The following is a 13,389-nucleotide window of genomic DNA, read 5'->3' as shown; positions in this document are numbered from 1 at the left end:
CCGGAAGGGACCGCGCCCGCGCGCGTGTGCGTTCGCGGGGTTCAGGACGGTAGGGGGCGGTCCTGGACGACGTGTTTCATGACCAGGGTCGAGCTCAGGCGTTGGACCCCGGGCAGGGTGGCCAGCGCCTCGTCGTAGAGGGTCCGGAAGGCGGCGAGGTCGGCGCTGACCACACGCAGCAGGTAGTCGGGGTCGCCGAACAGACGCTCGGCGCGGACCACCTGGGGTATGGCGGCCACGGCCTCCTCCAAGGCGATGACGGTGTCCCGGTCCTCTTGGAGCATGGTGACGAACACCAGGGCCTGGAAGCCGAGCCCCACGGCCTCGGCGTCCACGAGGGCACGGTAGCCGCTGATCACCCCGGAACGTTCCAGTTCGCGCAGGCGACGGTGGCAGGGGGAGACGCTCAAGCCCACCCGGTGGGCCAGTTCGGTGACACTGAGGCGGCCGTCCTCCTGGAGCTCCGCAAGAATCTTCCGGTCAACGATATCCATGGCGAATATTCTTCCACTCAGGGCGGAGTTCCGCGCAAACAGTGGAACCATATTCGGTCGTTTTGAGACTACTCTTCCCCTCTGAACTGGTCTTTCGGGGGGAAGAGGGGTCCTGCTGTGGGCGCGGGAGCGGTCGCGACGTTCTGGACGGTGTCGGTCCTGTTGGTCATGGTGCCGGGCGCCGACTGGGCGTACGCGATCTCGGCGGGGCTGAGGGACCGCTCGGTCCTGCCCGCGGTCGGCGGCCTGGTGATCGGCTATGTGGCGCTCACCGCGGTGGTGGCCGGCGGGGTCGCCGCCCTCGTCACCGGTACTCCGGGCCTGCTCACCGGCCTGACCGTCCTGGGGTCGGTCTACCTGATCTGGCTGGGAGCGGCCACCCTGGCCCGGCCCGCGGTGCCGGGAGTGGGCGCCGGGGACGAGACGTCGGGCTCATGGGTGGCGCGGATGGTCACCGGGACCGGGGTGAGCGGACTCAACCCCAAGGCGCTCCTGTTGTTCGTCGCGCTGCTCCCACAGTTCACCGACCCCGACGGGGGATGGCCCCTGGCCGCGCAGATCGGCACCCTGGGCCTCGTGCACACCGCCAGCTGCGGTGTGATCTACCTGGGGGTGGGGGTGCTGGCTCGGCGGGTCCTGGGCGCCCGCCCGGCGGCGGCCCGCATGGTCACCCGTGTCTCCGGGGCGGCGATGGTGATCATCGGCGCGGTCCTGTTGATCGGCCGCCTCCTCTGATCCACGGCATGCCGAAGGGCCCCGGAACGATGTTCCGGGGCCCTTCGACGTCGTCTCAGGAGGTCTGGGTGACCTTGTTGAGGCCCCGGGGCACGTCGGGGTCGTAGCCCAGACGGCGGGCCAGACGCTCGGTGAGCAGCTGGGCGGGGACGATCAGGTTCATGGGCGAGACCCATTCGGGCACGTCGGGGACGGGCACCGAGAGGTCGCTCGCGGCGGCCAGCGCCTCGCCTCCACCGAAGCCGAAGACCGGGGAACCGGCCGAACGGGCCCGCTCGGCCAGGGCCACCGTGCCCTGGAGGGTCGGCCCGTCGGGGGCGGCCATCAGCAGGGTGGGCGTCCGCGGGTCCACGACGGCGATGGGGCCGTGCAGGAGGTCCGCGTAGGACATGCCCATGGCGTGGGTGTAGCAGGCCTCCTTGAGCTTCAGGGCGGCCTCCAGGGCGGTGGAGAAGGCCAGCCCGCGCCCGGAGATCACCGCTCCCTGCACGGCGACCATCCGCTCGACGATCTCCTCCAGAGCGTCGGTGGGGGCCGCGAGAGTCTCCTCGATGCCCTGGGGGACCAGCTCCAGCTCGCCCGGGTCCAGCTTCGCGCCCAGACCCAGGGCCAACACGGCCAAGGCGGCGAGCTGGGTGTTGTAGGTCTTGGTCGCGGGAACGGCCAGTTCCTTCCCGGCCCGGGTGACCAGGGCGACGTCGGCCTCCTCGGCGAGCGTGGAGTCGGCGCCGTTGGTGACGGCCACGGTTCGGGCGCCGCAGTCGGCGGCCCAGCGCATGGTGTCGACGATCTCCTCGGTCTTCCCGGACTGGGAGATGGCCACCGCGAGCACCTTGGACAGGTCGAGTCTGGATCCGTAGACCGTCGCGACGGAGGGGGAGCCCAGGGTGGCCAGGCGGCCGGTGTGCACTTGAAGCAGGTAGCCGCCGTAGACGGCGGCGTTGTCGGAGGAGCCCCGGGCGATGAACAGGACGTGTTCGGTCTCGCGTCCCAGGGCCTCGATCTCCTTGCGCAGGGGTAGGAGTTCGGAGAAGGTGCGGCGCAGAGCCTCGGGCTGCTCGGCGATCTCCGCTCGCATCACGCTCGTCTTGGTGGTCATGGGGAACCTTCCCAGGTGGTGTACGGGCGCTCCTGGATGGGCGCCGGGGGCCGCGCCGGTGGATCGGGAACGGCGTGGGGCCGGTGTTCCGGCCGCCGTCGTATCGCTTCGGATCCGGTGCGTTCGGGTGGATTGACACAAAGGTCGAAGCTGTGGTCTAGTCCGGACTATACCAGTCGAAACCCGGAAGAGCCGGTGAACACCGGATGCCGGGACCCGTCGCGCGCTAGGGTCTAGGTCGTGTTTTTTCGGGTCATGACGTGCCTGCGAGAACATCAGGAGAGCACTTCCCGCTCCGACCCCGCCCGCCGAACCAGAAGGCCTCCCGACCATGGCGATCGACCCGGACAACCCACTGCCCAAGTACGTCCAACTCCGTGATCTGCTCCTGGACTGGATCGCCGCGACCGGACTGGGCGTGGACGACATGGTCCCCTCGGAGCGAGAACTCAGCACCACCTATGGCCTGTCCCGCATGACCGTGCGTCAGACCATCGACCTGCTGGTGGCCGACGGTCGGCTCTATCGGGTACCGGGCAAGGGCACCTTCATCGCCCGTCCCAAAATCGAGATGTCCCTGGTCCTGGCCTCCTTCAGTGAGGACATGCGCGCGCGGGGCTATGAACCCGGCGCCCGCGAACTGATCCGCCAGGTCATCCCGGCCAGCGGTCACACCGCGCGCATGCTGGACATCGCTCCCGGAACCCTGGTCCACCACATCGAACGCATGCGCACCGCGGACGACGAGCCCATGGCGGTGGAGCGTTCCAACATCCCCGCCGCGATGGTCCCGGGCCTGGAGGACTACGACCTCGCCGAGAGATCCCTCTATGAGGTCCTGGAAAACGAGTTCGACATCCTGTTGGATTCCGGAGAACAGACCATCGAGGCCGGGATCTGCGACTCGGCCGACTCCCGTCTCCTCGGTCTGCCCGCGGGAAGCCCGGTGCTGATCATGCAGCGTCGCAGCTTCGCCAAGGGACAGTGCGTGGAACTGGCGCTGTCCACCTACCGTGCCGACCGCTACCAACTGCACTCACGGTTGGACCCGCGCAGGCACGGCGACTGACGTCCGCGCCCGCCCGGGGCGCCCGGTCGAGAGGAAGACCCCCCACCATGTCGGACCCCGCTGCCGCCGACAGTTCGGCGAAACCCTCGAAGGAACCCACTCCGGGACGAAAGCGCGGGTCGTCCGCGCTGGCCGTGCTGCAACGGCTCGGTCGCAGTCTCATGATGCCGATCGCGGTCCTGCCCGCCGCCGCGATCCTGCTCCGTCTGGGGCAACCCGACCTGCTCGGGGCCGAAGGACTGGCCGGTATGCCCGGCATGGGCTGGATGGACCCCGTCTCCGGTGCCGTGGGCACGGCGGGCGACGCGATCTTCCAGGCCCTGCCGCTGCTCTTCGCCATCGGTGTGGCCATCGGCTTCGCCAAACGCGCCGATGGTTCGACCGCGCTGGCCGCCGTCGTCGGCTACCTGGTCTTCGACCGGGTCGCCACCTGGACGATGGCCACCTTCGACGGTCCTCAGGGGGACCTCGGCTACCAGGTCACCTCCTATCCGCTCCCGGTCGACCCGGTGACCCGTGAACCCGTCACCGATCCGGAGACCCTCAACGAACTGACCCCGGTCATCGACCACGCGGTCAAGAACCCCACCGACGTGCTCGGCGGCATCGCGATCGGCCTGATCGCCGCGGTGCTGTGGCAGCGCTACCACCGGATCAAGCTGCCCACCTGGCTGGGTTTCTTCGGCGGACGCCGCTTCGTGCCCATCGTCACGGCCCTGGCCGGCCTGTTCATGGGTGTGGCTCTCGGCGTGCTCTGGCCCGTCGTGGGCATGTGGATCCAGAACCTGGGCGAGGGCATCATCGGCGCCGGAGCCCTGGGCGCGGGGATCTACGGGGTCATCAACCGCATCCTGCTGCCCATGGGCCTGCACCATGTGGTCAACTCGTTCATCTGGTTCGTCTCCGGCTCCTACACATCCGATGACGGCACCACCACGCACGGGGAGATCACCCGTTACTTCGCCGGGGACCCCGACGCGGGCGGCATGCTGTCCGGCTTCTTCCCCGTCCTGATGTTCGCCGTCCCCGGGGCCGCCCTGGCGATGTGGCTGGCCGCCGCCCCGGCACGCCGCGCTCAGATCGGGTCGATCATGATCCCGGCCGCGCTGACCGCGTTCGTCACGGGCATCACCGAGCCGGTGGAGTTCGCCTTCATCTTCGTGGCCCCCCTGCTGTACGGGGTGCACATCGTGCTCACCGGCGTCTCGATGGCCGTGATGAACGCGCTCGACGTGCAACTGGGCTTCGGCTTCTCGGCAGGCCTGATCGACCTGTTGCTCAACGCCACGAAGGACAACACCCAGGGGTTGGGGATCCTGCTGCTGTTCGGGGTGCTCTACTTCCTGGTCTACTTCGGGATCTTCTACCTGCTCATCACCAGGCTGAACCTCCCCACCCCCGGCCGCGAGGCCGATCCGGAGGAGAACGCGGCGGCGCCCGTCTCCTCGACCGCCGGGTCGGAGAGCGGTGGGGACGCGCCACCCCGGCGATCGTCGGACCAGGGTCCCGATCGCCCCGACTGATCTGTGGCCGCGAGGTGTCCCGAGGATCTTTCGGGACACCTCGCGGCGGAGGACCCTGGCGTGTGGCATGCGCCACCCCTAAGCTCGGCTCAGACTCACGGACGTGTCCCGCGGGGCACCCGATCTCAAGCACGGAGGGCACATGGCGGACAAGGCGGAGGCGATCGTCGCCGGACTCGGCGGTGCGGCCAACATCGAGGACATCGAGGCCTGCATCACCCGGCTGCGCACGGAGGTCGCCGACCCGGGGCTGGTACGCGAGAACGACCTCAAGGCCGCCGGGGCCCACGGCGTCCTGGTCTCCGGGAACGTCGTCCAGGTCGTCGTCGGCCCCGAGGCCGACAGCCTCACCGACGAGATCCAGGATCTTCTCGAATAGTCCATAGGGCTCGGAACGGGAGCGGTCAAGAGGACTCGGACCTTTTTGGTCGGTACGTTCTCGGATGAAGTCCCGTCCTCAGGGAAGACCTTCCCCATGTCAGACGTGAACGGTGCGCTGCGCGTACTCTCCCCTGTCACCGGAACGGCGATGTCCCTGGAGACGGTGCCCGATCCGGTCTTCTCCCAGAGCATGGTCGGCCCCGGCCTCGCCGTGCACCCCGAGCCCGGACAGGAAGGCGGCCAGGAGTCCCGTCAGACGGCGGTGGCGCCCATCACCGGGACCCTGGTCAAACTCCATCCGCACGCCTTCGTGGTGATGGCGCCCGACGCACGTCGCGGTGTCCTCGTCCACCTGGGCATCGATACCGTGCAGCTCGCCGGCGAGGGGTTCACGCTCCTGGCCGAGGAGGGCACCGAGGTCGTCGCGGGCGCCCCGGTGATCGAATGGTCGCCGGGGTCGGTCGCCTCCCTCGGCAAACCCTCCGTGGTGCCGGTGGTGGCCCTGGACGCCTCCGCCGACACCCTGAGCGAACACGTGGACGGCGCGGTGACGAGTGGGGAGGACCTCTTCGTCTGGACCTGAGCCGGAGCGCCCGAACGGCCCGAGGGTGGCCCCCGCCACTCGCGCGGACCGGATAGTCTCCGGCGGCAACCAGCGTTCCATCGGAGATGAAGCCCCAATGAAACCGCGCGCCCTGGTCCCGGTCTGCGCAGGCCTGGCCCTGATGATCAGTGCATGTACCACGACCCCCGAGGAGGTGGGTTCCTCGCCTGAGGACAACGAACAGAACCCGGGCGCCTCGGCCGAGCCCTTCGAGCCGGTCCTGGCTCCGCGGTTGCTCGCCGAGATGGACCTGGACGACAAGATCGGCCAACTCCTGGTCCTGTCCGCGCAGGGCACCACGGCCGAGGAGAACGCCTCGCTGATCGAGACCCACCGCCCCGGCGGGCTCATCTACTTCGACGCCAACCTCGACGACGCCGAGCAGATCGCCCGGATGTCGGCGGGGGTCCAGGAGATCGCCACCGAACAGGGACAGGGGGTCCCGCTGTTCCTCGGCATCGACCAGGAACAGGGGCGCGTCGTGCGCATGCCGGTGGGAACCCTGTTCCCCGACGCGATGGCGGTCGGCGCCACCGGCGACACCGAACTCGCCGCCCTGCGCGCGGCCACCACGGCGAACGAGCTCACCGCGGTGGGGATCAACCTCAACTACGCCCCCGACGCCGACGTCAACACCGACCCGAACAACCCGGTGATCGGCATCCGCTCCTTCGGCTCCGACCCGGACGCGGTGGCGGAGATGGTGCTGGCCGAGGCCGACGCCTACGCCGAGAACGGCGTGGTGCCGGTCGCCAAGCACTTCCCCGGCCACGGCGACACCGACGTCGACAGCCACAGCGGCCTCCCCGTCATCGACCTCCCCCGGGACCGGTGGGAGGCCGAGCACCTGCCGCCCTTCCGCGCGGCGGTCGAGGCGGGCATCGACTCGATCATGACCGCCCACGTGCTCATGCCGGGGCTGGAGAGCGACGAGGACCCCGACCCGGCCACCCTCTCCCCGACGCTCATCGACGGCATCCTGCGCGACGAGCTCGGCTATGACGGCGTGGTCACCACCGACGCCCTCAACATGGACGGCGTGCGCCAGCGCCACTCCGACGGCGAGGTCGCGGTCCGGGTCATCGAGGCCGGTGTCGACCAGCTCCTCATGCCCCCGAACCCCGAGGAGGCGGTCGCCGCCATCCACGAGGCCGTGGAGAGCGGACGGATCGACGAGGAACGCATCGACCGTTCCGTCCTGCGCGTCCTCACCCTCAAGGAGAAGCGCGGCATCCTGGAGGCCGAGCCGGTCGACCCGGCCGCCGCCACCTCCGCCATGGAGGACCCCGACCACGCCGAGGCCGCCCAGCGGGTGGCCGACGCCTCGGTCACCCTCCTGCGCAACGAGAACGACCTCCTGCCGCTCGCCGCGGGCACCGACGTCAGGGTCACCGGGACGGGGGCCGACCGGATCGCCCCCGCTCTCGCCGACGCCGGCATGAACGTGGTGGAGAGCGGAGAGGCCGTGCTCGTCGTGGGCACCAGCGGCGCCCGGAGCTCCGAGGAGCAGCGTTCCCTGGTCGCCTCCGGACAGGCCCAGGGCACCCCCGTCGTGGTGGTCTCCCAGGACGGCCCCTACGACCTGGAGGCCTTCCCCGACGTCGAGGGCTACCTCGCCCTCTACTCGGCGGTGGAGGTCTCACGGGTCGCGGCGGCCAGGGTCATCTCCGGGCAGGTCGAACCCACCGGGACCCTCCCGGTGGACATCCCCGCGGTCGACATGGGCATCGGTACCGGATTCCGGTACTGACCCCGGTCGGGGGCCGGGACACCCACGAGGTTGAAAAGGGCGGGGAACGGGAAGAACCGTTGCCCGCCCGACCCCTTGGCCGGGCGGTGGTTCAGACCACGGTCACCAAGGAGGGGATCGGATGAACGGCACCCGACGAGGGGTCATCTCCGACTGGGGCGGTGTTCTCACACCGCCTCTTCTCGACGGCATCCGGGCCTGGCTCGACGCCGACCGGATCGACGCCGACCACTACTACGAGGTCATGCGTCCCTACTTCGAGGGCACCCTGCCCGACAACCCCGTACACGCCCTGGAACGCGGCGAGATCGACACGGCCGAGTTCGAACGCGACCTGGCCGCCCTGCTGCGCTCCACCCACGGTGGCCCGGTACGGGCGGAGGGCCTCATCCACCGCATGTTCTCGCGCTTCGAACCGGTGCACGACATGTACGAGACCCTGCGCGCCGCGCGCAGGAGCGGGGCCGGCACGGCGCTCCTCTCCAACTCCTGGGGCAACGGCTACCCGCGCGAACACTTCGCCACCACGTTCGACACCGTGGTCATCTCCGGTGAGGTGGGCATGCGCAAACCCGAGGAACGCATCTACCTGCACACCTGCGAACGGATGGGACTGGCGCCCGAGGACTGCGTGTTCATCGACGACCTCGAACACAACATCGAGACCGCCGAGGCGCTGGGCATGACCGGCATCCTGCACACCGACGTGGAGAGCACCCGCCGGGCGCTGGCCCGCTTCCTCGCCTCCGAGGACGAGACCGAACACCAACCGGCCTGACCGCCTTCGGGCTCCATCCGCACGGTCGGTCCCGGTTCTTTGGGAAACTCGTAGGAAACCGACCGCGCCCTGGAGCCTTCGATGTACGTTTTCCTGCCCAGTACCGTCCCCGCCCTGGCGACCCTCCTCGACGAGGGACGCCTGGAGGGGACCCCGCTGACCGCCTTCACGGCCGACGCGGGCCCCGACGGCGACTCCGAGGAAGCCGAGTACGCCGCCATGTACGCGGCGGCCGAGGCCTCGTTGCGGATGTTGGCGGCCGACCCCGCGGCCCCGCGCCGTCGGGTCGTCCTGGCCGCCGAGATGCCCGACCGCGCGATCGAACACGAGGCCCGGCACGGTGCCGATGTGGCCCGGGTCCTGCTCCAGGGCGCCGTCCCCTACAAGCGGCTCAAGTCCGTCCACGTGGACGACCCGGACGTCGCCGAGGACATCGCGGAGGCGGCCGCGGACCCGGATTCCGACGCCGCCGAGGACCACGAGCTCATGTGGTTCGCCGTCCAGGAGGCACGCCACCTCGTCGACGAGGCGACCGCTTAGGTCGTTCCTCTCCGGGGAGCGAGGGGCCTCCTCTCTGGAGAAGGGGGCCGCGCCCACGCGTGAGTGTGGCGGGGGAGAACCCCTGTGACGTGGGGGGATCCGGGGCGGAACTTTTTCGGAGAACGTGTTCCGGAACCGTTGTCGGAGAGGAGTATCGGGCGTAGAAAGAGGGCCAAGCCGCCGACGCGGAGCCGAAACCCCGCTTCCGTGCTCAGTGCCCTCTCTCGTTCGGTCCTCGGAGGCCGCCATGCCCCCCAGCGCAAACGAACACCGGAACGAACCCGCCTGTCCCTTCCGTATGGACCCGGCGGGAGGCGACCTCCAAGCGGAGGCCGCGGAACTCAGACAGGTAGGACCCGCGGTCCGGGCCGTGCTCCCCGGAGGGGTGGTGGCCTGGTCCGTCACCCGCTACGAGTCGATCAAGGAACTGGTGTCCGACCCCCGGGTCTCCCGTGACTTCCGAGCGCACTGGCCCGACCGCGATCGGGTGCCCGACGGCTGGACCCTGGGCGCGCTCACCTTCATGGAGGGCTTCCTCAACCGCTACGGAGAGGAGCACCGGCGCCTGCGCAGGATGGTCTCCCCGGCGTTCACCCCCAAACGCGTCCGCGCGTTGGAGGAGACCGTACGGGACCGGGCGCGCGTGCTCATCGCGGAGATGGCCCGGAGCGCCCCCGGAGACGTCGTGGACCTGCGCTCCTCCTTCTCCTGGCCACTGACCATGTGGGTGATCTGCGAGCTGCTCGGTGTCCCCGACGAACGCAGAGAGGCGATCCTGGTCGGCTTCGGCGCGCACTTCTGCGTGGGAGCCCACCTGGCCCGCCTGGAAGGACGGGTGGCCCTGGAGGAACTGTTCGCCACGCTCCCCGACCTGGAGCCGGCCGCCCCCGGGGCCGAACCCCCGAGGATCCCCTCGATCATCGTCAACGGCGCCGCCGAACTGCCGGTGATCCCCCACCCCGCCACCTGAGCCCGGCCGAGGTCATCGCCCCTCGTAGAGGATCCACACGGTGGAGGTGAGACCGAGTCGGTCGGCGAACCGGACGCGACCGCGGGCCGCGAACCCCAGGGGTTCGCGACCCACGGTGGTCACGTCGTCGAGGAGGTCCAGGCGTAGCAGTGCGCGGGTGCCCCGGGGTAGCCGTCGAAGGCGTGGACGATGTCGCCCAGACGCTCCCAGCCCAGCCGTTCGTAGAGACGGATCGCGGCCCGGTCCTTGGCCATCACGTCCAGCACCAGCGCGGTGTCGTGCTCACGAGCGTGCTCCATCACCGCACGGGTCAGCGCCTCTCCCGTCCCGAGTCCGCGCGCCTCGGGGGAGACGAACAGTCGGGCCAGGACCGCCACCTCGTCGATGTCGCGCTCGGTTCGTTCTCTCCACAGGGCGATCGTCTCCGCCCCCTCGGGGTCGGCCAGGCTCACCTGTCCCAGCAAGACCCCGTCACGTTCGGCCACCCAGGAGCGGAGGAAGCCCGGGTCGGTCAGCCAGGCCCGGGGAGAGGCCACCCCTTCCACGGGGTAGCCGTCCTCGGCGTGGACCCGGGTCAAGATGGTGCCCAGCTCGTCCAGGTCCTCGTCGGTCCGCTCACGGATGCGTGGTCGCCCGGCCATTCAGTCCTCCACTCTCAGGTCGTAGTCCAAGGCGCCCAGGTCCGCCCTCATGACGAAGCGGGTCACCTCGAAGGCCCGCCCCTCCTGATCGATCCCGGGGAGAACCTTCATCGGAGCCGATGCTGCCAGGGGCCGAGGGGCCCGGAGCGAACCGTGTGGGTGCGGTGGTCGGGGGAGACCTCCAGCGTGAACTCCGATAGTTCGGGCCGGCCCGCCCCGTCCAGTTCGCTGTAGGCCCGGTCGAGCTCCCGAGGCAGGTCGCGTGGGCCACCGCCTGTGGTGGAACCGTCCGGCCAGATGTAGGCCCAGGAGTCCTCGGCACTCAGGGCGACGATAGGAGCGGTCCCCTCCGTCCAAGGGCGCACGCCCACGCTGACCATGAGTTCGGGTGCTGCCAGTACCAGACGCGTGAGCAGGTCTTGGTCGAGTAGGTCCTGGGAACCATAGGGGAGCGTGCCCTTCCGTTCGACCTCCCTGTCCATGCCGGGGAATCTCTGTCGCGGTACGCGTTGGCCCCGGTCGCGCATGAACGAGCCGTCCCGGACGAAGCTCCCGCTCCGCCCACCGGCCAGGGCTGCGACGGGAGTTGGACCGCCCGCCTCGTAGGGCGCCCAGGGGAGGACGAGTAGCCCCTCCTCATCCAGATGACGTGTCCAATCGTCGGGGACCCGATGTGCGGAGCACGTGGCGATGACCGCGTCGTAGACACCCTCTGGAGGCGTGGCCCCCTCGACGACCCGGACCGCAGCCCCCGACAGTCGATCGCGTGCGTGCCGGGCCACCTTGGGGTCGATTTCGAGGGAGGTCACCGATCCGGTGGGTCCGACGAGAGAGGTGAGGATCGCCGCGTTCCAGCCGGTGCCGGTGCCGATCTCCAGAACCCGCATACCGGGCTCGATCCTGGCGGCGGCGATCATGTCGGCCATCACTTGGGGAGCTGACGAGGATGAGGAGGGGTGATTGATGGCCCCACTGCCCCCGTCGTTGGCCTGGGTGACCACCGCGTCGTCGTCGTAGACGTAGGCGGCCCACCGTTCGGGGTCGGCCGAGCGGATGAGCGGCAATCCCTGGATGTCGGGCCAGACCAGGTCGGGGATGAACCGGTGCCGGGGATGGTCGGCGAAGGCCGCACGCAGCGTCTCGGAGGTGTCCAGCCTCTCCACGAGCCTGGCGTGCAGGTCGTCCATGTTCACGCCTTACCACTTCCGTTGCAGATCGGGCAGTCGACCAACTGCTTACCCTTCCAGGGGCCACCACCGTCGCTTTCGAGCCAGACCTTTCCGGAACCGCCGCAGTTTCCGCAGTCGGCGGCGCTAGGAACACTCAGCGGGGCCTGCTCTGGGCCATGGGTGGGGCACAGCGTCGTCATGGAGACTCCAATCGAGGGGGCGGTCATCCGTGCGGATGGGCGGCGCCACGGTACGAGGGTGGCACCGCCCAACGGCACGGAACGGGTGTCTATCGGACGCGGTAGCTCACCCGCCTCGTCTCGATGAGCTGTGCGCCTTCGGGAAGGTCGCCCTCGTCATCGCCCTCGGCGAAGACGCGCATCCAGATGTCGCTGTCCTTGCGGTAGGGGTTCAGGCGTTCGAGCGCTTCCCAGAAGCCGAAACCGAAGAGGACGGAGGAACAGGCGCAGGTGCGCGTGTTGAGGCTCGGGGCCAAGGGGGAGATCCGTCCGGCCAGCGGGATCCCCTCGTCGTCGGGCTCACCGCCCCGGATGATCTGGATGACCTCGGTGTACAGATCGGATTCGGACGTGATCGTCGACGCCATGGAGTCAACTCCCTACGTAGAGGAGGCGACACCCGGTATGGGTGTGCCACTGACTCCAGTATGTTCCTAGTCAGTCAGTATTTCAATGAATTTTTGTAGTCGGCTTAAAAAATTGCCTTGGGGGTGTCGGCTACTACGATCGAGGTACCAAGGCGCTGTCTGGAGGGGTTTTCGTGGCTGGTGGGCATTCGCCCGGTGTGCGGCGGCGCAGGTTGTCCGCTGCTCTCAGGAAGCTCCGTGAGGAGAAGGGCATGTCCGCCGCTGCGGTGGCCGAAAGGCTCGAGTGGTCCACGGGCAAGCTGACGCGATCGGAACGCAACGAGTGGAAATTTCCGAAGCGCACGGATGTAGAGGCTCTGCTCGACCTCTATGAAGTGGAGGGGGAGGACCGGGCGCATCTGCTCAGTCTGACCGAGGAGTCTCGCGGGCGCAGCGATTGGCATCAATATGCCGACCTTTTCCCAGGGGCCCTGCCCGACCTGGAGGCCGAGGCGGTCCGTATCCGCTCATGTGAGTCATTGCTGATCCCCGGCCTGTTGCAGACCCCGGCCTACGCCACGGCGATCTTCGAATCCAGTCAGGTCGTTCCGCCGGAGGACACCCAGCGCAAGGTGGACTCCCGTATGGCGCGTCGAGGCGTGCTCGACGCCCCTGGTGGTCCACAGTTCATCTGTGTGATCGATGAGGCGGCCCTCCGCCGAGTGGTGGGATCACGAAAGGTGATGACCGAACAGCTCCGCTTTCTCATCGGTATGGCCGCCCACTACAAGGTCACCATCCTGGTGCTGCCCTTTGAAGCCGGAGCGCACACGGCGATGGACGGTGCCTTCGCCCTGTTGGAGTTCCCCAGCCCGGAGCCAGGGATCGTCAGTATCTCCACCGGGGTGGAATCCCTGTACGTGGAGGATGAGGCCTACGTCGATCGACATAGGCTGATCTTCGACGCCGTTCACAATCTGGCCCTGGACCCGAAGAAGTCCCTCGACCTCATCGAGTCCATCGCCGCCGATTACGACAAGCGAGCCTGAT

The 13,389-nt window shown here is 69.0% G+C and carries 15 protein-coding genes; 10 read left to right on the top strand and 5 right to left on the bottom strand.

The window, feature by feature from the left end; genetic code table 11:
- Positions 1-41: 41 nt before the first annotated feature.
- A complete protein-coding gene (locus tag TR33_RS11320) occupies positions 42-494 on the bottom strand; it encodes an Lrp/AsnC family transcriptional regulator (RefSeq protein ID WP_014910230.1) in 453 nt (150 codons plus the stop codon).
- A gap of 117 nt (positions 495-611) precedes the next feature.
- Here TR33_RS11320 and TR33_RS11315 point away from each other — a divergent pair, with 117 nt between their 5' ends.
- Positions 612-1,229 (top strand): LysE family translocator, encoded by a 618-nt coding sequence (locus TR33_RS11315; RefSeq protein ID WP_017533522.1) that lies wholly within the window; start codon positions 612-614, stop codon positions 1,227-1,229.
- 55 nt (positions 1,230-1,284) lie between these two features.
- On the opposite strand, the gene TR33_RS11310 is transcribed toward TR33_RS11315, so the two are convergent.
- On the bottom strand, positions 1,285-2,328 hold the full coding sequence (locus TR33_RS11310) for an SIS domain-containing protein (protein WP_014912977.1): 1,044 nt from the start codon (positions 2,326-2,328) through the stop codon (positions 1,285-1,287).
- Positions 2,329-2,659: 331 nt separating this feature from the next.
- Here TR33_RS11310 and TR33_RS11305 point away from each other — a divergent pair, with 331 nt between their 5' ends.
- From TR33_RS11305 to TR33_RS11270, 8 genes are all read left to right on the top strand, one after another.
- The gene (locus TR33_RS11305; RefSeq protein ID WP_014912080.1) at positions 2,660-3,397 is read left to right on the top strand and encodes a GntR family transcriptional regulator; all 738 of its coding nucleotides are present in this window, start codon (positions 2,660-2,662) and stop codon (positions 3,395-3,397) included.
- Positions 3,398-3,444: 47 nt separating this feature from the next.
- Positions 3,445-4,920 (top strand): PTS transporter subunit EIIC, encoded by a 1,476-nt coding sequence (locus TR33_RS11300; RefSeq protein ID WP_017533523.1) that lies wholly within the window; start codon positions 3,445-3,447, stop codon positions 4,918-4,920.
- A gap of 142 nt (positions 4,921-5,062) precedes the next feature.
- The gene (locus TR33_RS11295; protein WP_014911802.1) at positions 5,063-5,299 is read left to right on the top strand and encodes a PTS sugar transporter subunit IIB; all 237 of its coding nucleotides are present in this window, start codon (positions 5,063-5,065) and stop codon (positions 5,297-5,299) included.
- Positions 5,300-5,395: 96 nt separating this feature from the next.
- The gene (locus TR33_RS11290) at positions 5,396-5,884 is read left to right on the top strand and encodes a PTS sugar transporter subunit IIA (protein ID WP_014912279.1); all 489 of its coding nucleotides are present in this window, start codon (positions 5,396-5,398) and stop codon (positions 5,882-5,884) included.
- A 97-nt stretch (positions 5,885-5,981) separates the two neighbouring features.
- Entirely contained in the window at positions 5,982-7,655 is a 1,674-nt protein-coding gene (locus TR33_RS11285) for a glycoside hydrolase family 3 protein (RefSeq protein ID WP_042283048.1), read from the top strand.
- Between the two features lie 121 nt (positions 7,656-7,776).
- Positions 7,777-8,433 (top strand): HAD family hydrolase, encoded by a 657-nt coding sequence (locus tag TR33_RS11280; protein WP_017533525.1) that lies wholly within the window; start codon positions 7,777-7,779, stop codon positions 8,431-8,433.
- Between the two features lie 81 nt (positions 8,434-8,514).
- Positions 8,515-8,973 (top strand): DUF6912 family protein, encoded by a 459-nt coding sequence (locus TR33_RS11275; protein WP_014909603.1) that lies wholly within the window; start codon positions 8,515-8,517, stop codon positions 8,971-8,973.
- 247 nt (positions 8,974-9,220) lie between these two features.
- Entirely contained in the window at positions 9,221-9,943 is a 723-nt protein-coding gene (locus tag TR33_RS11270) for a cytochrome P450 family protein (RefSeq protein WP_042283046.1), read from the top strand.
- A 119-nt stretch (positions 9,944-10,062) separates the two neighbouring features.
- On the opposite strand, the gene TR33_RS11265 is transcribed toward TR33_RS11270, so the two are convergent.
- From TR33_RS11265 to TR33_RS11255, 3 genes are all read right to left on the bottom strand, one after another.
- Positions 10,063-10,584, bottom strand: a complete 522-nt coding sequence (locus tag TR33_RS11265) for a GNAT family N-acetyltransferase (RefSeq protein ID WP_014910653.1) — start codon at positions 10,582-10,584, stop codon at positions 10,063-10,065.
- A gap of 107 nt (positions 10,585-10,691) precedes the next feature.
- Positions 10,692-11,777: a methyltransferase domain-containing protein gene (locus tag TR33_RS11260; protein ID WP_017533530.1), complete on the bottom strand. Its 1,086-nt coding sequence runs from the start codon at positions 11,775-11,777 to the stop codon at positions 10,692-10,694.
- A gap of 265 nt (positions 11,778-12,042) precedes the next feature.
- A complete protein-coding gene (locus TR33_RS11255) occupies positions 12,043-12,360 on the bottom strand; it encodes a hypothetical protein (RefSeq protein WP_014908268.1) in 318 nt (105 codons plus the stop codon).
- 173 nt (positions 12,361-12,533) lie between these two features.
- On the opposite strand from TR33_RS11255, the gene TR33_RS11250 reads away from it, so the two are divergent.
- The gene (locus TR33_RS11250; RefSeq protein WP_042283044.1) at positions 12,534-13,388 is read left to right on the top strand and encodes a helix-turn-helix domain-containing protein; all 855 of its coding nucleotides are present in this window, start codon (positions 12,534-12,536) and stop codon (positions 13,386-13,388) included.
- The last annotated feature ends 1 nt before the right edge of the window (position 13,389 follow it).

The sequence above is a fragment of the Nocardiopsis alba genome (assembly GCF_000710955.1).
GTDB classification, from domain to species: Bacteria; Actinomycetota; Actinomycetes; order Streptosporangiales; family Streptosporangiaceae; genus Nocardiopsis; species Nocardiopsis alba.
This window is presented reverse-complemented; position numbering and strand designations above follow the sequence as displayed.